Raw genomic sequence first — 26,993 nt, forward strand, 5'->3', positions numbered from 1 at the left:
TCAGAACGCGAAGCAGCTACAGCCGAGCGCGCCCCAGAAGCCGTTGTCGTCGCCCGTCGGTACGTTGCTGCGCCATGCCCACATGTGGCCGTGGCCGTGCACGCCGCACTGGTTCGAGCAACCGTCGATGCAGGCGCGCGCCGTGGCCTCGGCCGCAGTCATCGATGTGGCCGAAGCAGCCGGCCGATAGCGGCTGTAGCCGCCGAACTCCGCCACCGGCGACCACGTGGGGCTCACAGGCAAGGCGGGCGGCGCGAGCGGGCTGAATTCCTCGTCGGCGTAGACCACCTTGCCGTTCACCACGGTCAGCACCGACGAGAGGTACTTGATGCGTTCTTCGTCCACGGTGAAGAAGTCGTCGGTAAGCGCGGCGAAGTCCGCGTACTGGCCCGGCACGAGGGCGCCCTTGCGGTCGTCTTCGTTCGAGAACCATGCGCTGCCCACGGTGTAGCGGCGCAGCGCTTCCATGCGTTCCAGCCGGTTGCGCTCGGGGTACAGCAGCGTGCCGCCCACGGTGCGGCCCGAGATCATCCAGTAGAGCGAGACGAACGGGTTGAAGCTCGCCACGCGCGTGGCGTCCGTGCCGGCGCCCACGGGCAGGCCCGCCGCGAGCATCTTCTGGATGGGCGGCGTGCGTTGCGCGGCTTCCTCGCCGTAGCGGTGGATGAAGTACTCGCCCTGATAGGCCATCCGGTGCTGCACCGCGATGCCGCCGCCCAGGGCGGCGATGCGGGCAATGTTGGCTTCCGAGATGGTTTCGCAGTGGTCGAAGAACCAGCGCAGGCCGTCGAACGGCACTTCGCGGTTCACCTCTTCGAACACGTTGAGAAAGCGGCTGATGGATTCGTCGTAGGTGGCGTGCAGGCGGAACGGCCAGCGGTTCTGCACGAGCAGCTTCACAACGCCCTTCAGCTCGGTTTCGAGCGACTCCGGCAGGTCCGGGCGCGGCTCGAGAAAGTCTTCGAAGTCCGCGGCGGAGAACACCAGCATTTCGCCCGCACCGTTCACGCGCAGGAACTCGTCACCGTCGCCGGGCTTCGTCATCTTCACCCAGCGAGCGAAGTCGTCGATCTCCTTCTTCGCGTTCTGCGTGAACAGGTTGTAGGCGATGCGCATGGTCAGCTCGCCGCGCTTCGCGAGTTCCATGATGACGGCGTAGTCGTCGGGGTAGGCCTGGTAGCCGCCGCCTGCGTCGATGGCGCTCGTCACGCCCAGCCGGTTCAGCTCGCGCATGAAATGGCGCGTCGAATTCATCTGGTCGTCATACGGCAGCTTCGGGCCTTTGGCGAGCGTGGCGTAGAGCAGGCCCGCATTGGGGCGCGCGATCAGCATGCCGGTGGGGTTGCCGCTGCGGTCGCGCTGGATCTCGCCGCCGGGCGGGTTCGGCGTGTCTTTCGTGTAGCCCACGGCGCGCAGCGCGGCGGCGTTCAGGAGCGCGCTGTCGTAGAGGTGGAGGATGAAGACCGGCGTGTCGGGCGCAATGGCGTTGATCTCTTCGAGCGTGGGCCCGCGGCGTTCGGCGAACTGCAGCTCGTTCCAGCCGCCCACCACGCGCACCCACTGCGGGGCCGGCGTGCGGGCCACCTGGCGGCGCAGCATGTCGAGCGCGTCGGCGAGCGAGGGCACGCCGTCCCAGCGCAGTTCCATGTTGAAGTTGAGGCCGCCGCGAATCACGTGCAGGTGCGAGTCGTTGAGCCCCGGAATCACGGTGCGGCCTTGCAGGTCGATGCGCCGCGTGTGGGCGCCCGCGCGCTGCATCACGTCGCGGTCGTTGCCCGTGGCGAGCACGCGGCCGTCCTTGACGGCCAGCGCCGTGACGAACGAGCGCTTTTCGTCCTGGGTCGCAATCTTGCCGTTGAAGAAGACCGTATCCGCGGTCGCCGTGTCGTCGAACTGGGCAGTCATCGTGCGTTCCTGTAGGTGGGTGGACAGGGCTGTCCGAAATGGCGTGAAGGCGATGGGCGGTGGCGGTGCGGCCGTGTGCTGGTGTGGCCTGGTCGCCGTGTTGAGGGTCGCCTCGTGCTGCGCCGTCTGTTTTTCAACACTACGCAAGGGCTGGCTGAAAGTCCTTAGCCGCACCTGAAACGTTCTGAAGCAAGCGCGCACGCGGGCTGAACGGCGGGCATCGATGCATAACGGGAAGAAGCGGGCGGCGGCGGGCAGCCTCAGGCAGAAGCAGGCGGCCGCAGGCAGGAGCGGGCGGCAGTGCGGCAGGAGAATTCAGAACGATTAAATCGGTGCGGCGGCGGCGCGTTGTTACGATGGTTTCGCGTCCTGGCCGTGGCGCGAAGGTCTGTCGCCGCGGCACCTGCAGGCGCTTTTTCTCACCATTGCGCACCGCAAGGACCGACGTCATGCAATACGTCTACTCGCTCTTATCGGGCCTGCTGTTCGGCATCGGCTATGGGCTGTTGGGCCTGAAATCGCCTGCGCCGCCCTTGATCGCGCTGGCGGGGCTGCTGGGCATGCTGGGCGGCGACCAGCTCGTGACGCAGCTGAAGGCGCACCTCGCGGCCCGCAACGCGCCGGCTGCGGTGAGCGCGCCGGCGTCCACGTCGTCCATGCCCACTCACACCTCCACGCCCATCGTCACCGCGCAGCGCGACGCGGGCGCCGACGACCAGCCGAAGCCATGAGCACGGCGCACGAGAGGACCCCGACATGAACTTCCCACCGTCTGCCGTGCAGGGCGGCCAGCCGCGCGAGGTGCATGAGGTGCACGAGGTGCATGAGGTGCACGAGGTGCATGAGGTGCATGAGGTGCACGAGGTGCGCGCCGAAGCATCGACGCCGCAACGCCTCGTCACCATCCTCGCGTTCATTGCGGGTTACGTGGACGCGTTCGGCTTCGTCGCGCTGTTCGGCCTCTTCGCCGCACACGTCACGGCGAATTTCGTGCTGATCGGCGCGAACGTGGTGGGAGAGGGCCAGGGCATGCTCATCAAGCTGCTCGCGTTTCCGGCGTTCATTGCGGGCGTGGCGGTGGCCCGCGGCGGCGTGGGCATGGCGCAGCGGCGCGGCGTTTCCGCCGAGCGCGGCCTTTATGTGCTTCAGGCTCTCTGCCTGTGTCTGATGATGGCGGCGGGTCTCGTCGTCTGGCCGCACTACGGGCCCGAGAGCGCGTGGGCCATCGTGGCGGCGCTCTTCGGGGCCGCGGCCATGGGCGTGCAGAACGCCCACAGCCGGCTCGTGCTGCCCGGCCAGCCGCCCACCACGATGATGACGCTCAACGTCACGCTGGGCGTGCTCTACACCATCGACGCTCTCACCGGCCACACGAGCGACGCGAAGCGCGCGGCGCGCGAGCGCCTTGCCGACATTCTGCTACCGGTGGCGGGTTTTGCCATGGGCGCGATCGTCGCCTCCATCGCGTTTGTGCAGGCTTCGTTCTGGGCGCTGCTGTTCCCCGTCATCCTGCTCGCCATCCTGGCGCTGCGTGCCGGAACAGGCTCATGCGCGGTGGCCGAATGAAGCGGCGGTTCGTGACAGGAAGTGGCGGCCGGCTCGCCATGCGGCCGCGCCGCCACAAGAAGATTTAAGCGAACGCAAAGGACTCTTCAGCGCGGCGCGCATAACGTCATGCTGCGGGTGTCGCGTGGTCGGTCGCCGCAATCCCCGCCGCGTCGCGCCTGGGGGCACGGGTCACTGCGCGGTTCACTGCGCGGGTCACTTCGCGGTTCACGTCGCGGTTCACATTACCCGCCGGCGGCCCATGAGCGCCCTGCGAGCAACGCATGACGGATGCGGCCGCAGCCCGCGGTATAGCCATTCCTGTGCGAGGACACGCCAAATGGAAGAACTCGATCGTTGGGAACACGTCGTCATGCTGCTGTGGCTGCAGTCCGAGGCGCGCCAGCCGATGCACGCCGTGCGGCCCGAAGCGGCGCGATCGCACGCGCGCGGCGGCGCAGGCGCACGCAAGCAGGCGGGCGGCAATGCCGCGCGGGCGGCGGCCGGCGTGGGGCTGAACCGCACGTCGATCATTGCGCTCGAGAAGCAGAACGACAGCTCCATGCTGGTGTCGTGGAGCGACTCCACGCGCTGCCGCTACATCGACCAGCGCTGGATCAGCGCCAAGTCGCGCTCGAGCGGCTACTGCGCGCTCACGGGCCGCGCCATCCGTCGCGGCGATCCGATCTACAAGCCGCAGTGGCGCGGCGCGCATCGTCCGGCGAACAGCATGGAGATGATTCTCGCCGCGGAGCTGGAACAGATGGCCGCGCGCTGAAGCAGCGATCCGGCTCACATGCGCGACTCACATGCGCAGCTTCATGTACGGCTTCACGCGCGACCCGGGCCCCGGCCGCGACGCTTGCCGCCCGAAACCAGTCCGGCGCTGCCCAACACGATGGACGGCGCCGTTTCGTAGTTCGCATTGCAATTGGAGAAAACAGCATGATTCGAAAGACGTGGATCTCGGTGGCCGTGGCGGCGTGTGCCGCCGTCTGCGTGCAGACCGCACAGGCGCAGGTGGTGGGCCATCAGACGATCGGCATTTCGGTGACCGAGGCCGACGCGATTCTCGCGGGCTGGAGCGTGAAGCGCTCCATCCTCGGCAAGCCCGTGTTCAACGAGCAAGGGCAGCAGGTGGGCAAGGTTTATGACATCGTCGTGGCGCCGGACAAGTCCGTCTCGTACGCGATCGTGGATGCCCAGCGCTTCGTCGGCATGCGTCACGACGTGGCGGTGCCCATCGAGCAGCTCGATTTCGCCGACGGCAAGCTCGTGCTGGCCGGCGCCACGCGTGAGGCGCTGAAGGCCATGCCGGTGTTCCAGTACACGAAGATGCCCGTGGTGCCGAAGCCGCGCGACGCCTATCAGCACCCGTGACGTGACATGAAGTGAAGTGCCTGCATGCCTTCGCGGCCAGTCGATCGTTCGACTCCGCGGCCCCCGAAGGCATGCGCCGCCGCTCACCGCAAGCTGCTTATTGGAAAACCGGAATAGAAGCAAGCCGTATTGCCTGAGAGATTCACGCCTCCAATAAAAAAATCCTCTAATCAAAAATATCGAACATTCAGTTCGGAATATTTAAATCTTCGAATGAGGGGAATGCCGTAGCATGAGCGTGCCGCGCGGGGCGCGCCGGCAGAACTGATGACTTAATACCGACTCATTTGTCGAAAGACAGCTTGCAATGATTCAGATCGGGCAACTCCACGTCTTTCTCGAGAGCCGCGAAATTCGTTTGAACGGCGAACGGGTGCGTATCGGCAGCCGCGCATTCGATATTCTCGAATTGCTGATTCGGGCCGAAGGCGCATTGGTGTCGAAGGACGAGATCATCCGGTGCGTGTGGCCCACAACGATCGTTCAGGAAAACAACCTGCAGGTTCACATCGCCGCCTTGCGCAAGGCGCTGGGCCCACAGCGCGATCTCATTCGCACGGTGCCCGGACGCGGCTATTGTCTGGTCGGCGCACTCAGCGACGCAGCGCCGAAGCGCAGCACGGCAGACCTCGTGCAGCGGCTGCCGGTATCCGCTTCGGCGCTCGTGGGGCGCGAGGCTTCGATAGCGCAGGTCGCGGATGCACTCGGCGCGCTGCGCATCGTCACGCTGGTGGGCTCGGGCGGCATCGGCAAGACGCGTGTGGCCACCGAGGTGGCGGCGCGCGTGGCATCGCGCTTTCCCGACGGCGTGGTGTTCGTTCCGCTCGCTTCGGTATCGGACCCGCGCTTCGTTGCAGACGCGCTCGCGGATGCACTCCCGGCTGCGCTCGCGGGCTCGCTCGGCATGGCGAGGCCGGCCGGCCGCCTGGCGCTTGCCGACATCGTGCCGGGCCTCGCGGGCCGGCGCATGTTGCTCGTGCTCGACAACTGCGAGCATCTGATCGACGTGGCCGCGCAGGTGGCCACCGCGGCCACGGCTGCGAGCGAAGGGCTCTGCGTGCTGGCCACGAGCCGCGAGGCGCTGCGCATTCCCGGCGAACTGCTGCACCAGGTGCCGCCGCTCGACGTGCCCGGCGAGGCGGATACGGGCGACGCCATCGTGCAGGCCAGCGCCGTGCAGTTGTTCATTGCGCGCGCACGTGCCGCGGACGCGCGCTTCCCGCTCAACGAACGCACGCTGTGCCTCACGGCCGCCGTATGCCGGCGGCTGGACGGTATACCGCTTGCCATCGAACTCGCGGCGGCGCGCGCGGCGGTGCTCGGCGTCGAAGTGCTCGCGGACCACCTGGACGACCACTTCCGCATTCTGGCCGGCGGCTTTCGCACGGCGCTGCCGCGGCATCAGACCTTGAAGGCGATGCTCGACTGGAGCTATCGCCTGCTCGACGAAACCGAGCGCACGCTGCTGCGCTGGCTCGGTGTCTTCATGGACGGCTTCTCGTTCGACGCCGCGTATTACATCGTGAGCGGCATGACGAGCAACGGCATGGAACGCAGCGAAGGAAGCAGCGCGCCGCGCGGCTTTTCCCAGCCGCAGTTGCTCGACGCGTTGAGCGGGCTGGTCGCAAAGTCGCTCGTGATTCGCGAAAGCGCGGACGCGGGTACCGGCACGGACACGCGCTACCGCTTGCTCGCCATCACGCGTGCCTATGCGCTGCAAAAGCTCGAAGACTGCGGCGAGCGCAAGGAGGCGGCGCTCGCGCATGCCACCTATTTCCATGCGGTGTTCTCGCAGGCGCCCTCGCTCACCAGTGGCCACGCGCCCGGCACCTGGTTTCTCGCGTTTCGCCGCGAACTCGGCAACTTGCGCGCGGCGCTCGACTGGGCCTTCGCGCCCGGTGGCGACGCGGTGGTGGGCATCGCGCTCGCGGCGGTCGCGGTGCCGTGCCTCTTCGATGCCTCGCTGATCGACGAATGCTGCGAACGTGCGCGCGCCGCGCTCGATGCCACGCTCGACCCCGCCGTGGCGCCGGTGCCGCCCGAGACACGGTTGCGCCTGCTCGCCGCCTACGGCGCCGCACGCGTCTATACGCACGGGCCCGTGCGCGAGGTGCTCGACGTCTGGGCCGACGTGCTCACGCTCGCGCTCGAAACGGACAGCGGCGAGTATCAGCTGCGCGCCTTGTGGGGGCTCGCGAGCGCCTGCCGCTACGCAGGCAACGTCCGCGCGGCGCTCGCGTTCGCGCAGCGCTTTCGCGCGCTCGCGACGCGGCAGGCCGATCTGCCGGTGGGCCTGATCGGCCTGCGGCTCGAGGCTATCGCGCTGCACTATGCCGGCGAGCAGGAGGCCGCGCGCGAGCGGCTCGACGAAATGCTGGCCGTCTACGCGCATCCTGTGCATCGCTGGAACGTAGTGGGGTTTCGTATCGAGCACGGCATTGCCACGCGGGCCACGCTTGCGCGCGTGCTGTGGGCACAGGGCGAGACGCGCGAGGCGCTGAGCGTGGCGCAAGACGCGCTCGATGCCGCGATGCGCTACGAGCACGACATCGTGACCTGCTACGTGCTGGTGGAAGGGCTCGTGCCGGTCGCGCTGCTGACGGGGGCGCACGACGCTGCGCGAGAAGGCATCGCGCTGCTGGAGACGCGCGCGGCACGCACCGGCTTCGTGATCTGGAGCGCCTGCTGCGCCTGTTATGCCGCGAGCCTGAAATGTGCCGTCGATCCGCAGCCGGCTCATTTGCGCGAATTCGCCGCCGCGCTCGACGGCTTGCGCAAGACCGGTTATCTCGCGCCGCTCACCCTGCTGCTGGGCCAATACGCGCGTGGTTTGCGTGCCTGCGGACGGCACGACGAAGCCGCAGCCGCGCTCGACGAAGCGAAGCGCCACAGCGAAGCCAATGGCGAACACTGGTTCGATGCCGAACTGCGCCGCATCGGCGCGAGCATTCCCCGCGTACACGGGCCGGGCGCCATGAACAACCTGAGCAACATGAGCGATGAAGTGGCCGCCGCCGCGCCGCTCGCGCGCCGCACGCTCAAATCTGCGTGATGAAGCGGTCGATCAGGTCGGGGCGGTCGAGCTGTTCCACCCACCATTGCAGCGCACGTCCCGCTTCGTCTTCGCGCCATGCGAGGTAGCAGTGCGTGAATTCGCGCATGCCCGTGACGCGGCGTGCCACCAGCTTGCCTTCGTCGATGGCGCGCTGGGCGAGGCACTCGGGCAGCGTGCCCACGGCGAGCCCCTCGCATTGCGCCGCGAGCTTCGCGGCGAGCGTGGGCACGGCGATGTAGGGCTGGCCGTCTTCAGTGGCCACGGACCGCGGTTGCAGTTCGCGCGAGGTGTCGCTGATCACGGCGCCGCGATAGCGCAGCACCGTTTCGAGGGAAAGCGGTTCGGGCAGCTGCGCGAGCGGATGGTTGGGCGCGACCGCGAATACGTGGCGCAGCGTGCCCACGGGCCGCGCCACGATATGCGGCAGCGGCGGTGGCTCGCCGGTTGCGCCCACCACGAGATCCGCGCGGCGTGTGACGAGCGCGTCCCACGTGCCGCCCAGCACTTCGGTGGACAGGCGCAGCCGCGTATCCATGGCGAGGTCGTAGAACGTATGGACGTACGGCCACAGCGCGCCGAACGGCAGGATTTCGTCGATGCACAGGCGCAGTTCGGACTCCCAGCCGTGCTGGATGCGCAGCGCCTTGAGTTCGAGCTGCTCGGCGGCATGCAAGAGGCGCCGGCCTTCTTCCACCACCACGCGGCCCGCATGCGTGAGGCGCGCGCGCCGGCCGCTGCGGTCGAACAGTTCGACGTTGAGATCGCTTTCGAGCTTCTGGACGAGATAGGTGAGCGACGACGGCACGCGGTGCAGCCGTTCCGCTGCTTCGGCAAAGGTGCCGGCCCGATCGATCGCATCCAGTGCTTCGAGGGCTTCGAATGACAGCTTCATGGCCAGATTCCTGTTCGTATGGGGACGTCGCGGCGGGCGCAGGGCAAGTCGGCCGTGCCGGCATCCGCGGCGCATCAGCGGCATCGTAGCTTGATTGGAGCCGGTTATGAGCACGCTTCAGAACGTTTCAAGGGGCTTTGCCACCGCATGCATGCGGGTTTGCGCAGCATTCGACGTGCTCGCGGCGCGTCATGGTTCTCATCCGATGCAAGGAACGGCAGATGCCCGCCGTGCCGCATCCGCACGTTCAGAACGTTTAACCCGCGGCCAAGGCTTAACACGCGGGCCTTCGCTAACCTCGTCAATCCAGCCATGCCGCCTGCCGCGCGGCGCACCCGTTTGCCGAGGTCGACCATGAGCGCCAGCCCGCCGAACCTTTCCGCTTTGCCCGACTTGCCCGACGTGCCGGCAGCGGAACTCGATACGCCTTACTCGTCGCTCGAACATCGTCAGCACCAGATGTTTCCGAAGCTCTCTGCCGCGGAAATCGCCAGCCTGCGGCGCTTTGCGATGCCCATGCACTTCGCGGCAGGCGAATTCGTGTTCGAGACAGGCCAGGTGGCGCCGGGTCTCTTCGTGCTGCTGAAGGGCCGCGTGCGCATCTGCTCGCGCGACCGCCTGGGTCGCCAGACGCTCGTCACGGAACACGAAGACGGCCACTTCATGGCCGAGATGGCGCAGCTTGCGGGCAAGCCCGCGCTGATCGACGGCTTCGCCCTGACCGACTGCGACACGCTCGTGGTCACGCCGGAACGTCTGCGCGCCTTGATCGTCGCGGACGCCCAACTGGGCGAGCACATCATGCGTGCGCTGATCCTGCGGCGCCTCGGGCTCATCGAGCAGGGGCTCGGGCCCATCATCGTGGGCGATGCCGGCGACGCGCACCTCGTGAGCCTGCAAGGTTTCCTGCGCCGCAACGCCTATCCGGCTTCCATCGTCGATGCCCGCACGGACGCCGACGCGGTGCTCCTGCTCTCGGGGCTTACCACGGGCCCAGCGGATTTCCCGCTCGTGTTCTGCCCCGACGGCTCGGTGCTGCGCGCGCCCGACGAGGCGCAACTCGCCACGCGCCTCGGGCTCGTGCCCACCTTCGAGCGCTCGCACGTCTATGACGTGGCCATTGTCGGCGCGGGGCCCGCGGGTCTTGCGGCCGCGGTGTACGCGGCCTCGGAGGGGCTCTCGGTCGTGGTGTTCGACCGGCGCTCGCCGGGCGGCCAGGCCGGCGCCAGTGCGCGCATCGAAAACTACCTCGGCTTTCCCACGGGCATCTCGGGCCAGGCGCTGGCGGCGCGCGCGTTCCAGCAGACGCTGAAGTTCGGCGCGCATGTGGCGATTCCGGGGTGCGTGGTCGATGTGCATCGCGACGTGGCCCGTGAGGTGGCCCGTGACGTGACGCGGGATGCGACCCGATCCTCCGCTGGTTTCGTGCTGGGCCTCACCGATGGGCAATGCGTGCGCGCCCATGCCGTGGTGGCGGCGAGCGGCGCCGCGTATCGCAAGCCCGCGGTGCCGGGGTTCGAGCGCTTCGAGGGGCGCGGCCTCTATTACTGGGCGTCGCCCATCGAGGCGCGGCTTGCGAAGGGGCAGGACATCGTGCTGATCGGCGGCGGCAACTCGGCGGGACAGGCCGTGGTGTACCTCGCGGGCTTCGCGCGCAGCATCCGCATGCTGATTCGCGGCAAGGACCTGCGCGCGAGCATGTCGCGGTATCTGATCGATCGCATCGCGGCGCTGCCCAATGTCTCGGTCTGCACGGGCTGCGTGCTCGATGCGCTGGAGGGCGACGCATGCGGACTCGCGCAGATTCACATCGTGCGGGACGGGGCGGGGGCGGGAGCAGGGCTAGAGCCAGAAACCAAACCGGAAGCGGAACCAGACGCGGAGCCAGAAACGGAGTCAGAAGCGGAGCCAGCCTGCGCCCAGGCCCAGGCCGACGGCAAGACGCGCGAGACGATCGCGACGCGGCACCTGTTCCTCTTCATCGGCGCGGATCCCAAAACGGACTGGCTTGCCACCAGCGGCGTGGAACTGGACAGCCGCGGCTTCGTCGTGACGGGACACCGCTATGCGCTGGAGACCAACGTGCCGGGCCTCTTCGCCGTGGGCGACGTGCGCTCGGAGTCGGCCAAGCGCGTGGCCGCGGCCGTGGGCGACGGCGCGGCCGTGGTCGCGCAGATTCACGCGTACCTGGCGAACATGAAAGCGCATGCGTAGCGACCAGCCGCCGGTCGCGTCGCGGGCGGGTTCAGTCCGCGTTCGTGTCCGGGGCCGGGGCCGTGTCGAGCGGGACGGGTTCCGATCCAGGCTGCGACTGCGTGCGCCGCGATCCACCACGCGTCGCACCCCCGGGCGGCGAACCATTGCGCCGCCAGGCGCCTGGCGACATGCCCACTGTTTTCTGGAACACGCGGCTCAGATGGCTCTGGTCCGCGAAGCCGCAGATAGCCGCAATGTCCGAAAGCGGCAGGCCGGTTGCCTCGATGAGGTTGCGCGCCTGGGCCGTGCGTTGCTCCAGCAGCCACTGGTGCGGCGTGCGCCCCGTGGTCTTCGCGAACGCGCGGATGAAGTAGGCGCGCGACAGTTCGCATTCGCGGGCAATGTCCGAAATCGACGCGCCCGCGTGCGAGGCATTCATCAACATGTCCTTGGCCCGCGCTTCGGCCGCCATGGAAAGCGCGCCTTTCAGGGGCTTCAGCGGCGGCTGCGCATCGGGCACAGCATGCGCCACGCGTGCGTTGCCGTATTGCCGCGCGAGATGCGTGCCGATGGCGAGTCCTATCTCTTCGACAAACAGCTTGCCGAGCGGGCCAGGCGCTTCGAGACCCGGCGCGAGCGCCTGCGCGAGACGGCCCAGCACGCGGTCTTTCTGATGCGTGGCGCAGGCGAGCCCTGCGATGTCGGCAATGCCATGCTCGTCGGCGAGCCGCATGAGGAAGGCGCGCGGCAGCTCCACGAGCACGAAGTCGAAGCCGCCGTAGAGGTCGGCGCGGTAATCCTCGGAGAAATCGCGGATATAGATGGAGCCTGCTTCGAAGCGACGGTCCACCGCGCGCGCGCCGCGGAAGATCTTGCGCCGGTGCCCTGCTGCAAGCGAAACGCCGATCAGGAAGCCGCGCTCGCAGGCGGGCATCGCGATGCGGTCCAGTTGCGCCTCTTCCATGCACTTGCGGTAGAAGCGGATGTCGTCGCCATCGAACTGAACGTCTTTGAGCAGTTTGCTCGACACGCAACCCAGCGTGTCCTTCGACGCCTTCGCAGCGCCGGCCGTTGCGGTGTGTGCGTGAGACATGGGGCGGATTCCTCGAGACCGTGTGTGGCGTCGTCGTGACGGGCGGCGCAGACGGCCCGGCTAAAGACAATTGCAGGACAACTACGGGACAACTACGGGACAACTACGGGACAACTACGGGACAACTACGGACGGCTGCGCAGGACTGCGCCATGGTGTGCGTGAGCACTATTGTTCAAGACAGGATATTACCGCCCGTTTACATTTTTGACATTTCATCAGGCGGGTGCGCGCCCGAGGCGCCATTGCAAAACGCTGCCAGAAGCGAGGAGAGTGGCCATGAATAGGATCGGCACATTGCTGGTGAATTTCGACCAGCGCGAAGTTCATCAGCACGGCCGCTCGCTGCGTGTCGGCGCGCGGGCGCTCGACATTCTGGAAGTGCTCTTTCGTGCCAACGGCGCGATTCTTTCCAAGGACGACATCATGGATGCCGTCTGGCCCGGCCTGATCGTCGAAGAGAACCGGCTTCAGGTGCACATTGCCGCGCTGCGCAAGCTGCTGGGCGGCGACCGCGATCTCATCAAGACCGTGCCGGGCCGCGGCTATCTGCTCGTGGCCCACGCCGCGCGCACGGCCGATCCAGGCACCGACGCCGCCTCCCACGCCGATGCCGACCTCGACACCCGGGCCGCAGGCTCGCGGCAATCGACTACAACGCCGCGAGGCCGCATGCTGCCCGTGGGCGTTTCGCGTCTGATCGGACGGCAGGCCGAAGTCGAGCAGATCGTCGATCAGACCACCCGCACGGCCGTTACCACCCTGGTGGGCGCGGGCGGCATCGGCAAGACCTGCCTTGCCGTGCACGTCGCGCGGGAAATGCGCGATCGCGGCAACCTCAGCGTGTACTTCGTCGAGCTGGCCCAGGCGTCGTCGCCCGATGCCGTGCTCGCCACGCTCGCAGCCGCCCTGGGCCTGGCCGATGCTGCCGCGCCGCTCAGTGCACAGAGCGTGGCCGACGCGTTAGCCGACACCCTGGCGGACACCGGCTGCCTGCTCGTGCTCGACAATGCGGAGCACGTGATCGACGCGGTGGCGAGCCTTGTCGAAGTGCTGGTGCTGCGCAACCCGGCGTTGCGCGTGCTCGTGACGAGCCGCGAGCCGCTGCGCATCTGGACCGAATGCGTGTTTCGCGTGGAGCCGCTCGCCGTGCCGGCCAATGGGGCATCCGCCGATGCGATCCTCGCCCATTCTGCCGTCGAGCTGTTCCTGCATCGCGCACGCGCCATCGTGCCCGGGTGTGCGGCGGACGAAGCGAGCCTTGCGATCGTGGCCGACATCTGCCGGCGCCTCGAAGGTTTGCCGCTTGCCGTGGAGCTGGCCGCGGCGCGGGTCGCCACGCTCGGCGTGGAAGGCGTGGCCTCGCGGCTCGACGACCGCCTGAATCTGCTCACGGGCGGCCTGCGTTCAGCCTTGCCGCGCCACCAGGCCTTGCGCGCCACGTTCGACTGGAGCTACGCGCTGCTCGACGCCACCTCGAAGGCGCTCTTCAGGCGGCTCGCGTTCTTCACGGGCACGTTCAACTTCGACGCCGTGTGTGCGGTGGCGACCGAGCCCGGCATGCCGGTCGCGTCCGTCATCACGAGCCTCGGCGAGCTGGCCACGAAGTCGCTCGTCAACGTGGAGTGCCGCGGCGCCATTGCCCAATACCGGCTCACCGAATCGACGCGCGCCTACGCCATGGAAAAGCTGCGCGACGAGGGCGAGGTGCAATTGATCGGCACGCGCCACATGTTGCACGTGCAAAAGCGCATGGAAGAAAGCGCGCTGCCCGCGGGCGGGCACCCGGCCGGCGGCGCCGCGCAGGAGCGCCCGCAGCCATCGCTCGACGAGGCTCGCACGGCCTGCGACTGGGCGCTCGCTGGCGACGGCGACCGCGCGCTCGGCGTGGCGCTGGCCGGCGCGCTGGTCTGCACGCTGTTCGAAGCGGGCCTCGTGCACGAATGCCGTGACCGCGCACAACGCGCGCTCGCGATACTGGACACGTTGCCCGCGGGCGCCGTGGACACCGTCTGCGAAATGCGCCTGTGCACCGCGTATGCCTCCACGCTGCTCTACACCGACGTGCCCGTGCAGAACGCCCTGTCGCTCTGGAACCGGGTGCTCTGGCTCGCGCGCGACGCCGGCGACGACACGTTTCAGGCGCGCGCGCTCTGGGGCCTGTGGAACACCATGCTCACCACGAGCGACATTCACGCCTCGATGCGCTTCGCGACGCGCTTCCAGCATCTCTCGGAGCGCAGCGGCTCGCCGTTCCAGCAGGCGCTCGCCGCGCTGATGGTGGCCGTGTCGCTGCACCTCTTCGGCGAACACGAACAGGCGCGCCAGCGCATCGAACGCGTCATGGATTCCATCGACGAGTCGCGGCCTTCGGAGTGCTCGCTTTCGGTCGATCCGCTCATCATCGGCAACGCCACGCTCGCGCGTATTGCCTGGATTCAGGGCGACGCCGAACGTGCCATGCAGTACATCGAGAAGGCCATGAATCGCGTGAGGGCCGACATGCTCGAGCCGTCGCTCAGCCATCTGCTTGCGGTGGGCGTCGTGCCGCTCGCGCTGCAATGCGGCGAGCTGGAGACCGCGTCGCGCTACCTCACCATCCTGCGTTCGCAGGTTGCGATCCATCGCTTCGAAAGCTGGCAGGACTACGCGGAATGCCTCGCCGGGCAGATCGATATCGAATGCTGGCGTACCGAGGCGGGGCTTGCGCGCATGGGGCCCGCGCTGGCGCGCCTGCTCGCGCGCGGCTTTCGGCGGCTCGTCACGCCCCTGATCGTGGTGTGGACCGAAGGGCTCGCGCGGGCGGGGCGCATCGATGAAGCGCGCGCAAGGCTCGACGAAATGCTCGCGCATGGCGAGGCGAACGGCGAGCACATCTTCTTGCCGGAGCTGCTGCGCGTGCGCGGCGTCGTGGAACTGGAGCGTGCACGCCGGGTGGCCGAACGCGCACCCGACGCCGCAGAAATGCACGAGGCCGCGGGCCGCCGGCTGCTTTCCGATGCGATGAAGCTTGCCCATGAGCACGACGCGCCCATGTGGGAACTGCGCGCGGCGCTCGACTTCGCGGGGCATCTGGCGGAGAAAGGGCAGGTGCGGCAGGCGGCGGCGCTCACGGCGGACCTCTCGCCGCGTTTCGACCTGCACTCGGATGCACCGGACATTCGCCGTCTCGTCACGCTGGGCGACACGCTGGCGAAGAAGATGGGCACTTCGCGTGCCGCCGAGGCCGGTTATGGCAGCGAGACCGCTTCGTCGCAGAAGGCGACGGCGTCGCCGGCACAGCAGGCCTGGCAAACGGCCGCGCTTGCCGTCCATCCGGCGGCGCGGTCGTTGCAGTGAGCCTGCGCATGAGGCGGTGAAGCCGCAGCGGCGGCGGGCGCCTTTACGCTTGCGTTTGTTCCATTCGGCGCCGTAGCGCGTCGCCGGCCAGCGGCATCTCGCGAATGCGCAGACCCGTCGCGTCGAAAAGCGCATTCGCGAGTGCGCCCGCCGTCGGTCCCATCGCGGCTTCGGCGGCGCCCAGAAACGGCGTGCCGGGCCGGTCGATCAGATGCACGGCGACGCGCTTAGGCACCGACGAAAAACGCAGGATCGGATAGCTGCTCCAGTCGAAGCTGCGAATGCGTTCGGTGTCGTAGCGCAGTGCTTCGTGCAGCGTCCAGCTTGCGGACTGGATCACGCCGCCTTCAATCTGGTTGCGGATGCCGTCCGGATTCACGATCTGCCCCGAGTCCACGGCCACCTCGGCGCGCTCCAGCGTCACCTGGCCCGTTTCGGGTTCCACCGATATTTCCACGGCCATCGCCACGTAGGCCATCAGGTTCTTGTACTTCGCGAAGCCGAAGCCCACGCCGTGATGACGGGCGCGCGGCGAAGACATCGCACGTTGCCAGCCGAAGCGTTCCGCCGCGAGCCGGATCACGTCCTTCGCGCGCGGGTCGTCCAGATGCCGCAGGCGGAATTCCACCGGGTCGATCTTCGCGGCGTGCGCGAGTTCGTCCATGAAGCTCTCGATGGTGAACACGTTCGTATGCGCGCCCAGCGAGCGCATGGCCGAGGTCTGCAACGGCATGGTCGGCGAGAAGTTGTTCATCACGTACCGGTTCGGCAGCGCGTAGAGCGGAATCGCGTTGCGGTCGCCGCCGCCCTCCGGTTGCAGCATCGGCACGGAAGGCGCCGAAACGAACGGCTTTTCGAGCATGCGCGCCGGCAGCAAGCGCCCCGCGTTGACGATGCGCTCGTTGTGCGAACTGCTCCAGAGCGCGTAGCGCCAGTCCACGATCTGCCCGTTTGCATCCAGCGACGCGCTCACTTCCGTCACCATCGCGGGCGTGAAGTGGTCCCAGACGTGCTCCTGCTCACGCATCCATTGCACGCGGATAGGCTCGCCCGGCCGCACCGCGGCGATCAACGCGGCGTGCGCGGCCACGTCGTCGGCGCCGTTGTGGCCGTAGCAGCCGGAGCCTTCGGTGTGGATGCAGCGCACGTTCTCTTTCGGCAGGCTCAGCATGTCGGCGAGCGCTTCGCGCAGCGGATAGACGCCTTGCGAGTGCGTCCACACCGTGAGCTTGCCCGCGTCGAACAACGCCACCGAACACGAAGGACCAATCGATCCATGCAGCAGGTAGCGCTTTTCGTAGCGCGCGTTGAGGGTCTTCACGGCAGGCGACGTGGGTGCGTGCTGGTCCGCGATCTTGATTTGCTGGGTAGCAAGCGTCTTGAGGTCGCGATGCACGGTGGCCGGGTCGGGCAAGGCGCGGCCAGGCGACCACGTGCTACCTGCCATGAGCGCGCGCTGTGCCACCACAGCCTGCCACTCGCCCTTCGCGACCACGGCGAGCATGCTGCCGTTGCGCACCACCTTCACGACGCCGGGCAGCTTCATGACGTCGTGCTCGTTGGTGTCGAGCAGTTTCGCGTCGTACGACGGCGGCATCACGACGCGTGCGTGCAGCATGCCGGGCAGTTGCATGTCCTGCACGTAGCTCACGCCGCCCGTGACCTTCGACGGAATGTCGAGCCGCGGCAGCGACGTGCCGATCACGTTGAACGTCTTCGGGTCTTTGAGCGGCGAGGTGGGCGTCGCATTGCGATGCAGATCCACGAAACCCACCGCTTCGCCGTACGTCATGGTGCGGCCGTCCGGCGCGTGGATCACGGCGTCGCGCGTTACGAGTTCGCTGCTCGCTACGCCGAAGCGTTTCGCGGCGGCTTCCACGAGCAGGCCGCGCACCTGCGCCGAGGCGTTCAGCAGCGCGCTGCCGCTATCCGCCATGGTGTGGCTGCCCGCGGTGAGCCCTTCGTCGGGCGAGGCGCCTGTGTCCGCCGTGAGAAACGTGATGAGCGAGGGTGCCATGTCCAGCTCTTCGGCGGCCACCTGAAGCAACGCGGTGCGCACGCCGGTGCCCAGTTCCACCTTGCCCGTGAACACGGTGACCTTGCCTTCGGGCGTGATCTTGATCCACGCGTCGAGCAGCGGGTTGGTCTTCAGGCTGCCCGCCAGCATCTGCGTTTCCTTCGCCACGTGCACGGCCGCGCCTTCGTCGGCGATCACCTGCTGGGCGAGCGCCTCGGCGCCCGGCACGAGGCTGAACGTCACGACGAGCGCGCCCGACACCATGAAGCGGCGGCGGCCTTCGTCGATGGATTCGTCTTGAGGGTTCATCGGTCGGCCCTTGCTCTCAGGTGGGGATGTGCGCAGCGGCGGCTTCTGCCTTCGGCTCCGGCAGCCCGGCCACCTCGCGAATGGCGGCGAGGATGCGCATGTGCGTGCCGCAGCGGCAGAGGTTCGGCTCCATGTGCTCGCGCAGTTGTTGTTCGGTGGGATGCGGGTTGCGCTCCAGCAGCGCCTGGGCGCGCATGATCATGCCCGCGATGCAGTAGCCGCACTGCGCGGCCTGGTGCTCGATAAACGCCTTTTGCAGCGGCCCCGGATGCGTTGCCGTGCCCAGGCTTTCGATGGTGCGCACCGGGCGCGTGCCCACGGCGCTCACGGGCAGCAGGCACGAGAACGTCGCTTCGCCATCCACGATCACGGTGCACGCGCCGCATTGCCCGAGGCCGCAGCCGAACTTCGCGCCGTGCAGGTGCAGATCGTTGCGCAATACGTAGAGCAGCGGCGTGGACGGATCGATGTCGAGCGCGTGCTGCACGCCGTTCACGGTGAGGGAGATCATCGTGCGGGGTTCTCCGTTTTGAGCGTCTTCCTGAGGCCGGCGACGAGCGGTGCGGCATCGGACCACGCGGGCCATGCTGGCTTCGCCGAATACGCGCCGCGGAGGTAGGCGGCGAGGTCCGCGATCTGGCGGTCGTCGTAGAGGCCGCTGAATGCGGGCATGTAGTTGATGGCGTCTTCGCCGTGCCACGCGATGCCGTTGAGCATCATCTGGATCGCGTTGCGCGGTGTCGCGGCGTTCACCGCGGTGCTGAACGCAAGGGTGGGGCGCTCGCCGATGGTCTGCATGGGCGACGCCGGACCGTGGCATTGCGCGCAGGACGCGTTGAAGAGCACGGCGCCGCGTTGTTCGGCGGGCGTGGTGGGATGCGACGAGGCTGGCGTGATCGCGGCGGTTGTGTCCGCCGTTGCGTTGGCTGTTGCGTTGGCCGTTGCGTTCGCTGTTGCCTCGGTAGAGGCGGTAGAGGCGGGCGTCTTCTGGATCGAAAGGAGGTAAGTCGCAATGGCCTGCACGTCTTCGGTTGGCACGCGTGCAAGGTCGCGCGTCACGGGCAGCATGGGGCCTGCCGCGGCGCCGTGTTCCGAGGCCCGCCCCGTGCGCAGGTATTCGACCAGCTGCGCCTCGCTCCAGGGCCGCACCGCTTCGGAAAGCGCATTGAGCGGCGGGGCTTCCCAGCCGTCCACGATGCCGCCGTCGAACGCGCGGCCCGCCTTTTCGCCGCCAATCGCGTTGAGCGGCGAATGACACGAGGCGCAGTGACCCAAGCCGTCCACGAGCAGCTTGCCGCGATTCCAGACGGCGTCGTGCGAAGCGTCGGGCTCGCGTGGACCAGGCCTTAAAAACAGCACGTTCCAGAACGCGACGAGCGGCCGGAAGTTGAGCGGGAAGACCAGCTGGTTCGCGGGCGTGGTCGCACGAACCGGCTCGCGGCTCATGAGATACGCGTAGGCCGCCGAGATGTCGTGCTCCGGCATGCGCGTGAAATGGACGTAGGGAAAGGCGGGATAAAGCTGATGGCCGTCGCGCGCAATGCCGTGCCGCAAGGCGCGCGCGAATGCGGCTTCAGACCAGTGGCCGATGCCCGTGTCGGCGTCGGGCGTGATGTTGGTGGCGTAGATCGTGCCGAACGGCGTGGCGAGCGGCAGGCCGCCCGCAAAGGGCCGGCCGCCTTGCGACGTGTGGCACACCACGCAGTCGCCCAGCGCCACCACGCGCGCGCCTTCGCGCACGAGCTGCGGGTCGAAGCCGGCGGGCGAGGGCACCGGCACGGGGTTGATGGCGGGCTCGTACAGGATGCCGGCTGCTACAGCGAACGCCGCGATGGCGAGACCGGCTGCGGCGATCCATAGTCGTCTGCGATTCATGTCGCTCCTGGCCTGCTTGCGGGTTCAACGATGGCGCCTAGTCTGTGTCAGACCCGCCCTGTTTGTCCTGACGAGGCCTGAAACTGGGGCTTAATCGTTCTGAAGCGCGTACTGGTCACACGCATGCTCACGCCGACGGCGTGGCCTGGCGCGCCTGGCTCGCCTGATTGCGCACATGCGGCCGTCCCACCGCGAGGAAATGCAGCAGCGCGAGAACGGGGAACGTCATGGCCACGCCCGCCACGAGCGGCCAGCCGCCATGTTCGTAGAGCACGCTGGCGAGCGCCGAGCCGATCGCGCCGCCCACGAAGATGCTCGTCATGTAAAGCGCATTCAACCGGTTGCGGCTTGCCGCGTGCAGCGCATAGATTTCGCGCTGGCCGAGCACCATGTTCATCTGCGCGGCGAAGTCGAGCGCGATGCCGGTCACGACAAGGCCGAGCACACCCCAGACCGGATGAATCAGCGCCGGCGCAAAGGCCAGCGCCCCTGCCACGAGGGCGACGAGCGTGGCGCGCAGCGAGTGGCCCGCATCGGCGAGCCGGCCCGCTACCGGCGCAGACGTCGCGCCGATTGCCCCCACCAGCGCGAACACGCCGATGGCAGTTTGCGAAAGCCCGTAGTGGCGCGTGAGTTCGATGGGCACCGCGGTCCAGAACAGGCTGAACGACGCGAACATGAGCGCCTGGTACAGCGCGCGATGGCGCAGCACCGGCATCGTGCGCACGAGGTGCAGCAGCGAGCCGATCAGCTCGAAGTACGTAGCGCGATGATCGGGCTTGCGCGGCGCGATGGTGAGCGCGAGCACGGTGGTGACGATGGTCATCACGACCGCGGCGCCCGCGAACACCACACGCCAGCCGAAGTGCCCGGCCACGATGCTGGAAAGCGGCCGCGACAGCAGAATGCCGAGCAGCAGCCCGCCCATGATGGTGCCCACCACGCGCCCGCGCGAGTGGTCCGGTGCGAGGTGCGCGGCGAGCGGAATCAGGATCTGCACGGCCACCGAGCTGAAGCCGATCAGCAGCGAGACCGCGAGGAACGCGCCCGCCGAATGCACCATCGACGCCACCGCGAGGCTCGCAATGGAGACCACGGCGGTCGCGATCATGAGCTTGCGGTTTTCGAGCAGGTCGCCGAGCGGCACGATGAAGAAGAGACCGAGCGCGTAGCCGATCTGCGTGAGCGAGACGATGAGGCTCGCCGTGCCGTCCGACATGTGCAGTGACGGCCCGATCAGTTCGGTGATGGGCTGCGCGTAGTAGAGGTTCGCGACGATGGCGCCGCAACTGAAGGCGAACAGCGCAATGAGCCCCTGGCTGAGTCCGGCGGCCTGGCCGGGGTGGGTCAGAGCAGGTGACGGCGTGGACATGACGACTCCTTGAACGATGAGTACCAGCGATAGGTACCGACCGCGCCAAGCATAGGGGGCCGGTCCCTCGCGCGGAATACGTACGGTGCGCAACCCGGCATTGCGCACAGCGCAACGGCGGCCTGTGGGCCGCGCCTGCGCTGGCATAATCCGCCGCATGGACAAACTGCTCGCCCTCACTACGCTGCTCGAAGTGGCCGATGCCGGCGGCTTCGCCAAGGCCGCGCAGCGGCTTGGCGTGGCCACGTCGTCGGTGACGCGGCTCATGGATGCGCTCGAAGCGTCGCTCGGTACCGCGCTGCTCACGCGTACGCCGCGCCGCGTGAGCCTCACGGACGCCGGGGTGGCCTACGTGGCGCAAGTCTCGAAGCTGCTCGACGAACTCGCCGAGGCCGACGAGAGCGTGCTGGACAGCGGTGCCGAACCCGTGGGCGCGCTGCGCGTCACCGTGCCCGCCACGTACAACCGCATGGTGCTCGCGCCGCATCTGGCCGCGTTCCTCGACGCCTACCCGCGCGTGGCGCTTGACGTGCTGGTGTCCGACCGCTTCGTGGACCTCGCGCTGGAACGTATCGACGTGGCGGTACGCATCGGCTTGCCGTCGAACGATCCTGGCTTGATCGCGAGAACGCTCGCAGCGAACCCGCGCTTCGTGGTGGCGAGCGCGGCTTACGTGGAGCGCGCAGGCGCGCCGCAAACGCCCGCGGAACTTGCCGGGCGCGAGTGCGTGCGCATTGCCTATGGCGGCAGTTATCGCGCGCGCCAGGTGTGGACCTTCACGCGCGACGACGGCGAGGAACGTGTGCCGGTGCGCGGGCGGCTGGTGTCGAACAGCCTCGACATGCTGCTCGAAGCCGTGCACGCGGGGCAGGGTTTCGCGCTATTGCCCGACTGGCTCGTGAACGACGATCTCGCGGCCGGCCGCCTGCTGCGTTTCTTTCACGACTACCGAGTCACACCGCAAAGCGGCGAGGTGGTGGCTTACGCCGCGTATCTGCCGAACCGGCGCAATTCGTCGAAGGTGCGCGCGTTGCTGCAGTTCCTCGAAGCGCGGCTCGCACTGCGCGAAGGCGCGTAGCGGCGTTCTGCCGGATCGGCCCTGTTGGCGGCACAGATCGTGGGTTCAAGAGAGGCGAGGCAAGCTGCGTGCTCCGATTGCATGCACGGCATGGGACACCACATGCCACGCGCGGCCTTATCCCCCTCAGTGCCCCTCAGCGCCCCTCGGCGCCGATCGCCTCCATCTCGGCCAGCACGTCGCTGCTCAATTCGAACGCCGCAGCCTTCAGGTTTTCGCGCAGATGCCCCACGGACGACGTGCCCGGAATCAGCAGGATGTTGGGTGCGCGGTGCAGCAGCCAGGCGAGCGCGACCTGCATGGGCGTGGCGTCCAGCGCGTGGGCGATCTCCGCAAGCTTCGTCGACTGGATCGGCGAAAAGCCGCCCAGCGGAAAGAACGGCACGTAGGCGATGCCTTGTGCGGCGAGGTGGTCGATGAGCGCGTCGTCGTCGCGGTGGACCACGTTGTAGTGGTTCTGCACGCACAGCACCGGCGCGATGCGCTGCGCTTCGGCCACCTGCGCGGCCGTTGCGTTGCTGAGGCCAATGTGGCGCACGAGCCCTTTCTGCTGAAGCTCCGCGAGCGCGGTCACCTGCTTTTCGATCGATCCTTCCGAAGGGCGATGGACGTCGCCCATGACCCGCAGGTTCACGACGTCCATGACGTCGAGGCCCAGATTGCGCAGATTGTCGTGCACGCCCTGGGCGAGCTGCGCGGGTTCCTGCGCGGGCAGCCAGGCGCCCTCGGCGTTACGCACGGCGCCTACCTTGGTCACGATCACGAGGTTGTCCGGGTACGGGTGCAGCGCTTCGCGAATGATCTGGTTGGTGACGTGCGGGCCGTAGAAGTCGCTCGTATCGATGTGATTCACGCCCGCTTCCACGGCTTCGCGCAGCACGGCGATGCAGGCGGCGCGGTCTTTCGGCGGTCCGAACACGCCGGGGCCGGCCAGCTGCATGGCGCCGTAACCCATGCGGTTCACGGTGCGATCGCCAAGCTGGAAGGTGCGAGTGGAATGGAGGGTAGCCATGTCGTTCTCCTTGGGTGGGGTGGTGGGACAGGAGGCGAGGGCCAGTATGAGCGCAACTGCGTTGTTCGATAATCCGGGCTAGTGTGTACAGGTTGTTCGAAAATCTGCACAGTCAATGCCTTCTCAGGACACCCCCGGCATGGAAATGAACGATCTGGCCGCCTTCGTCGCCGTCGCGCGCGCGGGCGGCTTTCGCGACGCGGCGCGCGCGAGCGGCGTGTCGGCGTCCAGTCTCAGCGCGGCGGTGCGGCGCCTCGAGACGAAGCTGGGTCTGCGCCTGCTCAACCGCACCACGCGCAGCGTGGCGCCCACCGAGGCGGGCCAGCGCCTCATCGAAAAGCTCACGCCGCTTTTCGCGGAGATGGAAGCCGCGCTCGACGTGCTGAACGGTTTTCGCGACAAGCCCGCCGGCACGCTGAAGCTCAACGTGCCCTCCAGTGCCGCGCACATCGTGTTGCCCGGCGTGATTCCGCCGTTCTTGCAGGCGTATCCCGGCATCCGCGTGGAAGTGGTGGTGGAGGATGGCTTCGTCGACGTGCTCGAGGTGGGCTGCGACGCCGGCATCCGCTACGACGAGCGGCTCGAACAGGACATGATCGCGGTGCCCATCGGCCCGCGCGTGGAGCGTTTCGCGACCGCCGCGACGCCGGCTTACCTCGATCTGCACGGACGCCCCGAGCATCCGCGCGACCTGCTCGGCCACGTATGCCTGCGCGGCCAGTTCGCGGGCGGCGCGATGGCCATGTGGACCTTCGAGCGCGACGGGGAAGTGGTGCGGCTCGACCCGCCCGGCACGCTGGTGGTGCGGCCCGCGGCGGCGATGGACCTCGTGGTGAGCACGGCGCTCGCGGGCGTCGGCGTGGTGCACCTGTTCGAGGACATGCTGCGGCCGCACCTCGAAAGCGGCGCGCTGGAGCCGATTCTGGAGCCGTGGTGGCAGCGGTTTTCGGGGCCGTTCCTGTACTACCCGGGCCATCGCCACGTGCCCGCGCCGCTGCGGGCGTTCATCGATTTTCTGAAGCGGAGCGAGGCTGCTGCGGCGGCGGCTGCGGGGCCGGCTACGTTGACGGCTGCTGCGCAAACTGCGCCGCATACTCCACCGCCGACCACCTGAACGGCACCACTGCCGCGCTGCGCCTCACCTCTTCGATGTGGAACCGCACCAGCCGCTCGGCGCCTGCGAACGCGTCGAGTTCCGGGCCGCTCCAGATCACCTCGGCCTGCACGGCGAGATAGAGCAGATCGCCGTGTTCGAAGTCGATGAAAAGAAGCCCCGCGCGCGGTTGGCTGACCAGATTGCCGAGCGTGTTGAAGAAGTGGTTGCCCTTGAAGTCGGGCGCGGTCAGCGTGCGGGCGTCGTCCACGCGCACGAAGCCCGGCAGGCCGCCGCGATGCGAGACGTCCACGCCGCGCGCGGGCCCGGCGTCGTCGGCCAGGTTGGCGCTGGCAATAAAAAACGTATCGGCGGTCGCGATGAGCGCACGGTCGGTGTCGTCGAGCGCGGTGGCGACGCGCTGCGGTGCCGCGGCACGCGCGGATGCATCGCGTTGCAGCGGCAGCGGCAGCGGTTCGCGGCGCTGGATGTATTTGGGGCAGTTGCCGAAGCTCTGGCTCACATGCAGCGTGAAGGCGCCGTTGCCGGCAGCGGTGACGATGCCGTTCACGCGATTGCGCCGCCGCGTCGTGAACTGGATGCCGAGGCCGCCCAGCGCCGCGCCCACGTTCCATGCATCGGCCAGCGGATCGCCGGGCAACGCGTGACCCGCAATACGCAGCGTTTCGGGGTCTGGCGAGAAGATGAAGCCAGGCTCGCCCACGCGCAGCGTCGCCCACGGCTGGCCGTTGGCATCGAGCCCGCCCAGCACCATGAAAGGCAGCTCCGCATAGAACGCGCGATGCTGCTCCGGCAGATAGGTGCGGATGCCGCGCGTTCCGCCGCTGTTGCCGCTATTACCGCCGCTGCCTGCGCCCGCACGCACCTGGGCTTCGAGTTCGCCGGCGTGAAACGGCCAGTCGGCACGCGGCTCGTCAAGCGAAAGAGGCGGCGGTAACGTCGAAAGGTCGGACATGATGGGCTTCTCCTGAGACACGATGGCACGCTGAAGCTGCACGGACGGCGCGGCACCGGGCGTGTGCCGCGCGCTTCGGCCACTCATTTGGCGACGCATTCTGCTGCTTACTCGGCAACGCATTCACCCGTTCGTTCAGCGACTCGCCGGGCCACTCATTCAGCGAGCAGCCCGGCCTTCGTCTGCGGCATCGGGACGAAGCGCGGCAACGCTTCGATGCGGCGCAGCCACGCCCGCAGGTTCGGATACGGATCGAGCGAAATGCCGCCTTCCGGCGCGTGGGCGATGTACGCGTAGGCGGCGACATCCGCGATGGTCGGCGTGTCGCCCGCTGCAAAGCGCTTGTTCGCGAACTCGCCTTCGATTACGTCGAAGAGCTTCACCGCGACACGTTGAGTGAATGCGTGGTCGAGCGGCGCGCCGAACACGGTGACGAGCCGCGCCGCGCACGGACCGTAGGCGATGGGCCCCGCGGCCAGCGAGAGCCAGCGCTGCACGGCCGCGGCGCCTTGCGGGTCGTCGGGCAGCCACGACGCGTCGCCGTAACGCTTCGCGAGGTAGACGAGAATCGCGTTCGAATCGAACAGCACGGTTTCGCCGTCTTCGATCACGGGCACCTGCCCGAACGGATTGAGCGCGAGAAACTCGGGGCGGCGGTTGTCGCCGGCCTTCATGTTCACCTCGACCACTTCGAACGGCAGATCGAGCATCGTGAGAAACAGCTGTACGCGGTGGCCGTGGCCCGACAGGCGCGTCGTGTAAAGGCGAATGGGGTGGCGCGGACGCGAGGTAGCGGGCGTGGGCGACATGCGAGGTCTCCGTCTGGTGTCGGGTTGAGAGGGCACCTGAAAGGGCGTGGACTGAAGCGTAGGGCGTGCGCCGCGTCCGGTGAAGACGGATAATCGCGGAAACATAATCCTTTCCGAGTGGACAATCAGCGATGGCCGACGTACGCGACGTGAATCTGAACCGGCTGGCGATCTTCGCCGCCGTGGTGGAGGCCGGGTCCCTGACGGCCGCGGCCGGGCGGCTGGGTCTCGCGAAGACGATGGTCAGCACGCACATGCAGCGGCTCGAGGCCGAGGTGGGCGCAAGCCTGCTGGTGCGCACCACGCGGCGCCTGAACGTAACCGACGCCGGCCGCGCGTTCTACGAAGCGAGCGTGGCGATTCTGCGCACGGCCAACGAGGCGCTCGCGGCCGTATCGGGTGGCACGGGGCCGTTGCGCGGCACGCTGCGCGTGAGCGCGCCGGTGGACTACGGGTCGGTCGTGGTGGTGCCCGCGCTCGCGGCGTTGCGCGCGGCGAACCCCGAACTCGATGTCGAACTGCTCTGCAACGACCGCGTCATCGACCTTGTGACGGAAAACGTGGATGTCGCGGTGCGGCTGGGCCGCCTTGCCGATTCGAATTACCGCGCGGCGAAGGTGGACGGCTACGAGCGCTGGCTCGTGGCGAGCCCCGAATGGATTGCGGCATGGGGCGAGCCGCTCACGCCCGAGGCGCTCGCGGACCGGCCCTACGTGGCGCGGCCCGTGCCGGGCCGTCCGCAGGCGCTGGAACTCGTGAACGCGCGCGGCGACAAGCGCAGCGTGCGCTGCAAGCGCGCGTTCACCACCGACACCGCGCCCGCCGCCCGCGCCGCCGCGCTCGCGGGCGTGGGCTTCGGCTACCTCACAGACTTTTCGATTGCCGCCGACGTCGAAGCGGGCCGCCTCGTGCGTCTCTTGCCCGCGTGGCGCTCGCCGGCGGCGGGCGTGCACGTCGTTTATCCTTCCACGAGCCATCCGTCGCCCAAGGTGCGGGCCTTGATTGATGCGCTCAAGACCCGCCCAAGGCATCCGTTCTGACTTCACC

General features: G+C 68.0%; 20 protein-coding genes. 10 read left to right on the forward strand and 10 right to left on the reverse strand.

Annotated elements, in window-relative coordinates:
- Positions 1 to 1,905, reverse strand: coding sequence for an amidohydrolase (locus tag PXJ20_RS20025; RefSeq protein ID WP_421032011.1), 1,905 nt, complete (start codon positions 1,903 to 1,905; stop codon positions 1 to 3).
- Positions 1,906 to 2,354: 449 nt separating this feature from the next.
- Between PXJ20_RS20025 and PXJ20_RS20030 the strand changes: the two genes are divergently transcribed.
- From PXJ20_RS20030 to PXJ20_RS20050, 5 genes are all read left to right on the forward strand, one after another.
- Positions 2,355 to 2,636 carry a DUF1427 family protein gene (locus PXJ20_RS20030; RefSeq protein WP_199542244.1) on the forward strand — a complete coding sequence of 94 codons (282 nt, stop codon included), beginning with the start codon at positions 2,355 to 2,357 and terminating at the stop codon, positions 2,634 to 2,636.
- 25 nt (positions 2,637 to 2,661) lie between these two features.
- On the forward strand, positions 2,662 to 3,471 hold the full coding sequence (locus PXJ20_RS20035) for a YoaK family protein (RefSeq protein WP_421032012.1): 810 nt from the start codon (positions 2,662 to 2,664) through the stop codon (positions 3,469 to 3,471).
- Between the two features lie 319 nt (positions 3,472 to 3,790).
- Complete coding sequence (locus tag PXJ20_RS20040; protein ID WP_126878740.1) at positions 3,791 to 4,228, forward strand: DUF3331 domain-containing protein; 438 nt, start codon at positions 3,791 to 3,793, stop codon at positions 4,226 to 4,228.
- A gap of 167 nt (positions 4,229 to 4,395) precedes the next feature.
- On the forward strand, positions 4,396 to 4,830 hold the full coding sequence (locus PXJ20_RS20045) for a PRC-barrel domain-containing protein (protein WP_017775258.1): 435 nt from the start codon (positions 4,396 to 4,398) through the stop codon (positions 4,828 to 4,830).
- A gap of 307 nt (positions 4,831 to 5,137) precedes the next feature.
- Positions 5,138 to 7,882: an ATP-binding protein gene (locus PXJ20_RS20050; RefSeq protein ID WP_421032013.1), complete on the forward strand. Its 2,745-nt coding sequence runs from the start codon at positions 5,138 to 5,140 to the stop codon at positions 7,880 to 7,882.
- On the opposite strand, the gene PXJ20_RS20055 is transcribed toward PXJ20_RS20050, so the two are convergent.
- Positions 7,869 to 8,777 carry a LysR family transcriptional regulator gene (locus PXJ20_RS20055; protein ID WP_421032014.1) on the reverse strand — a complete coding sequence of 303 codons (909 nt, stop codon included), beginning with the start codon at positions 8,775 to 8,777 and terminating at the stop codon, positions 7,869 to 7,871. The genes PXJ20_RS20050 and PXJ20_RS20055 overlap by 14 nt on opposite strands.
- 354 nt (positions 8,778 to 9,131) lie before the next feature.
- Between PXJ20_RS20055 and PXJ20_RS20060 the strand changes: the two genes are divergently transcribed.
- Entirely contained in the window at positions 9,132 to 10,991 is a 1,860-nt protein-coding gene (locus PXJ20_RS20060) for an FAD-dependent oxidoreductase (RefSeq protein WP_421032015.1), read from the forward strand.
- Between the two features lie 31 nt (positions 10,992 to 11,022).
- Here the strand turns inward: PXJ20_RS20060 and PXJ20_RS20065 are convergent, their stop codons facing one another.
- Positions 11,023 to 12,066 (reverse strand): helix-turn-helix domain-containing protein, encoded by a 1,044-nt coding sequence (locus PXJ20_RS20065; RefSeq protein ID WP_421032016.1) that lies wholly within the window; start codon positions 12,064 to 12,066, stop codon positions 11,023 to 11,025.
- A 279-nt stretch (positions 12,067 to 12,345) separates the two neighbouring features.
- Between PXJ20_RS20065 and PXJ20_RS20070 the strand changes: the two genes are divergently transcribed.
- A complete protein-coding gene (locus PXJ20_RS20070) occupies positions 12,346 to 15,405 on the forward strand; it encodes an ATP-binding protein (RefSeq protein WP_421032017.1) in 3,060 nt (1,019 codons plus the stop codon).
- Positions 15,406 to 15,448: 43 nt separating this feature from the next.
- Here PXJ20_RS20070 and PXJ20_RS20075 read toward each other — a convergent pair whose 3' ends face one another.
- The 4 genes from PXJ20_RS20075 to PXJ20_RS20090 all read right to left on the reverse strand — a co-directional run bounded on the left by PXJ20_RS20075 (position 15,449) and on the right by PXJ20_RS20090 (position 20,978).
- Entirely contained in the window at positions 15,449 to 17,731 is a 2,283-nt protein-coding gene (locus PXJ20_RS20075; RefSeq protein WP_421032018.1) for a molybdopterin cofactor-binding domain-containing protein, read from the reverse strand.
- Between the two features lie 16 nt (positions 17,732 to 17,747).
- The gene (locus PXJ20_RS20080) at positions 17,748 to 18,242 is read right to left on the reverse strand and encodes a (2Fe-2S)-binding protein (RefSeq protein WP_421032019.1); all 495 of its coding nucleotides are present in this window, start codon (positions 18,240 to 18,242) and stop codon (positions 17,748 to 17,750) included.
- A complete protein-coding gene (locus tag PXJ20_RS20085) occupies positions 18,239 to 19,606 on the reverse strand; it encodes a c-type cytochrome (protein ID WP_421032020.1) in 1,368 nt (455 codons plus the stop codon). The genes PXJ20_RS20080 and PXJ20_RS20085 overlap by 4 nt, the downstream gene beginning before the upstream one ends.
- Before the next feature lie 127 nt (positions 19,607 to 19,733).
- Positions 19,734 to 20,978, reverse strand: coding sequence for an MFS transporter (locus tag PXJ20_RS20090; protein ID WP_421032021.1), 1,245 nt, complete (start codon positions 20,976 to 20,978; stop codon positions 19,734 to 19,736).
- Positions 20,979 to 21,135: 157 nt separating this feature from the next.
- Here PXJ20_RS20090 and PXJ20_RS20095 point away from each other — a divergent pair, with 157 nt between their 5' ends.
- Entirely contained in the window at positions 21,136 to 22,056 is a 921-nt protein-coding gene (locus PXJ20_RS20095; RefSeq protein ID WP_421032022.1) for a LysR family transcriptional regulator, read from the forward strand.
- 136 nt (positions 22,057 to 22,192) lie between these two features.
- Here the strand turns inward: PXJ20_RS20095 and PXJ20_RS20100 are convergent, their stop codons facing one another.
- Complete coding sequence (locus PXJ20_RS20100) at positions 22,193 to 23,068, reverse strand: aldo/keto reductase family oxidoreductase (RefSeq protein ID WP_421032023.1); 876 nt, start codon at positions 23,066 to 23,068, stop codon at positions 22,193 to 22,195.
- Positions 23,069 to 23,207: 139 nt separating this feature from the next.
- Between PXJ20_RS20100 and PXJ20_RS20105 the strand changes: the two genes are divergently transcribed.
- Entirely contained in the window at positions 23,208 to 24,182 is a 975-nt protein-coding gene (locus PXJ20_RS20105; protein ID WP_421032024.1) for a LysR family transcriptional regulator, read from the forward strand.
- Here PXJ20_RS20105 and PXJ20_RS20110 read toward each other — a convergent pair.
- Together PXJ20_RS20110 and PXJ20_RS20115 are read right to left on the reverse strand one after the other, a co-directional pair.
- Positions 24,127 to 25,137 (reverse strand): pyridoxamine 5'-phosphate oxidase family protein, encoded by a 1,011-nt coding sequence (locus PXJ20_RS20110; protein WP_421032025.1) that lies wholly within the window; start codon positions 25,135 to 25,137, stop codon positions 24,127 to 24,129. The two genes, PXJ20_RS20105 and PXJ20_RS20110, sit on opposite strands and share 56 nt — an antisense overlap.
- 155 nt (positions 25,138 to 25,292) lie before the next feature.
- Positions 25,293 to 25,946: a glutathione S-transferase family protein gene (locus PXJ20_RS20115; RefSeq protein WP_421032026.1), complete on the reverse strand. Its 654-nt coding sequence runs from the start codon at positions 25,944 to 25,946 to the stop codon at positions 25,293 to 25,295.
- A 131-nt stretch (positions 25,947 to 26,077) separates the two neighbouring features.
- On the opposite strand from PXJ20_RS20115, the gene PXJ20_RS20120 reads away from it, so the two are divergent.
- Positions 26,078 to 26,986 carry a LysR family transcriptional regulator gene (locus PXJ20_RS20120; protein ID WP_421032027.1) on the forward strand — a complete coding sequence of 303 codons (909 nt, stop codon included), beginning with the start codon at positions 26,078 to 26,080 and terminating at the stop codon, positions 26,984 to 26,986.
- Positions 26,987 to 26,993: the final 7 nt, after the last annotated feature.

This window comes from Paraburkholderia sp. A1RI_3L (genome assembly GCF_048957895.1).
Lineage (GTDB): Bacteria > Pseudomonadota > Gammaproteobacteria > Burkholderiales > Burkholderiaceae > Paraburkholderia > Paraburkholderia kururiensis.

What these genes read in the sequence shown, in the direction of transcription:
- PXJ20_RS20055 (WP_421032014.1), bottom strand. Translation starts at nt 8,777, where the DNA reads ATGAAGCTGTCATTCGAAGCCCTCGAAGCACTGGATGCGATCGATCGG.
- PXJ20_RS20105 (WP_421032024.1), top strand. Translation starts at nt 23,208, where the DNA reads ATGGAAATGAACGATCTGGCCGCCTTCGTCGCCGTCGCGCGCGCGGGC.
- PXJ20_RS20085 (WP_421032020.1), bottom strand. Translation starts at nt 19,606, where the DNA reads ATGAATCGCAGACGACTATGGATCGCCGCAGCCGGTCTCGCCATCGCG.
- PXJ20_RS20115 (WP_421032026.1), bottom strand. Translation starts at nt 25,946, where the DNA reads ATGTCGCCCACGCCCGCTACCTCGCGTCCGCGCCACCCCATTCGCCTT.
- PXJ20_RS20110 (WP_421032025.1), bottom strand. Translation starts at nt 25,137, where the DNA reads ATGTCCGACCTTTCGACGTTACCGCCGCCTCTTTCGCTTGACGAGCCG.
- PXJ20_RS20040 (WP_126878740.1), top strand. Translation starts at nt 3,791, where the DNA reads ATGGAAGAACTCGATCGTTGGGAACACGTCGTCATGCTGCTGTGGCTG.
- PXJ20_RS20095 (WP_421032022.1), top strand. Translation starts at nt 21,136, where the DNA reads ATGGACAAACTGCTCGCCCTCACTACGCTGCTCGAAGTGGCCGATGCC.
- PXJ20_RS20090 (WP_421032021.1), bottom strand. Translation starts at nt 20,978, where the DNA reads ATGTCCACGCCGTCACCTGCTCTGACCCACCCCGGCCAGGCCGCCGGA.
- PXJ20_RS20025 (WP_421032011.1), bottom strand. Translation starts at nt 1,905, where the DNA reads ATGACTGCCCAGTTCGACGACACGGCGACCGCGGATACGGTCTTCTTC.
- PXJ20_RS20075 (WP_421032018.1), bottom strand. Translation starts at nt 17,731, where the DNA reads ATGAACCCTCAAGACGAATCCATCGACGAAGGCCGCCGCCGCTTCATG.
- PXJ20_RS20100 (WP_421032023.1), bottom strand. Translation starts at nt 23,068, where the DNA reads ATGGCTACCCTCCATTCCACTCGCACCTTCCAGCTTGGCGATCGCACC.
- PXJ20_RS20080 (WP_421032019.1), bottom strand. Translation starts at nt 18,242, where the DNA reads ATGATCTCCCTCACCGTGAACGGCGTGCAGCACGCGCTCGACATCGAT.
- PXJ20_RS20045 (WP_017775258.1), top strand. Translation starts at nt 4,396, where the DNA reads ATGATTCGAAAGACGTGGATCTCGGTGGCCGTGGCGGCGTGTGCCGCC.
- PXJ20_RS20050 (WP_421032013.1), top strand. Translation starts at nt 5,138, where the DNA reads ATGATTCAGATCGGGCAACTCCACGTCTTTCTCGAGAGCCGCGAAATT.
- PXJ20_RS20030 (WP_199542244.1), top strand. Translation starts at nt 2,355, where the DNA reads ATGCAATACGTCTACTCGCTCTTATCGGGCCTGCTGTTCGGCATCGGC.
- PXJ20_RS20120 (WP_421032027.1), top strand. Translation starts at nt 26,078, where the DNA reads ATGGCCGACGTACGCGACGTGAATCTGAACCGGCTGGCGATCTTCGCC.
- PXJ20_RS20035 (WP_421032012.1), top strand. Translation starts at nt 2,662, where the DNA reads ATGAACTTCCCACCGTCTGCCGTGCAGGGCGGCCAGCCGCGCGAGGTG.
- PXJ20_RS20070 (WP_421032017.1), top strand. Translation starts at nt 12,346, where the DNA reads ATGAATAGGATCGGCACATTGCTGGTGAATTTCGACCAGCGCGAAGTT.
- PXJ20_RS20060 (WP_421032015.1), top strand. Translation starts at nt 9,132, where the DNA reads ATGAGCGCCAGCCCGCCGAACCTTTCCGCTTTGCCCGACTTGCCCGAC.
- PXJ20_RS20065 (WP_421032016.1), bottom strand. Translation starts at nt 12,066, where the DNA reads ATGTCTCACGCACACACCGCAACGGCCGGCGCTGCGAAGGCGTCGAAG.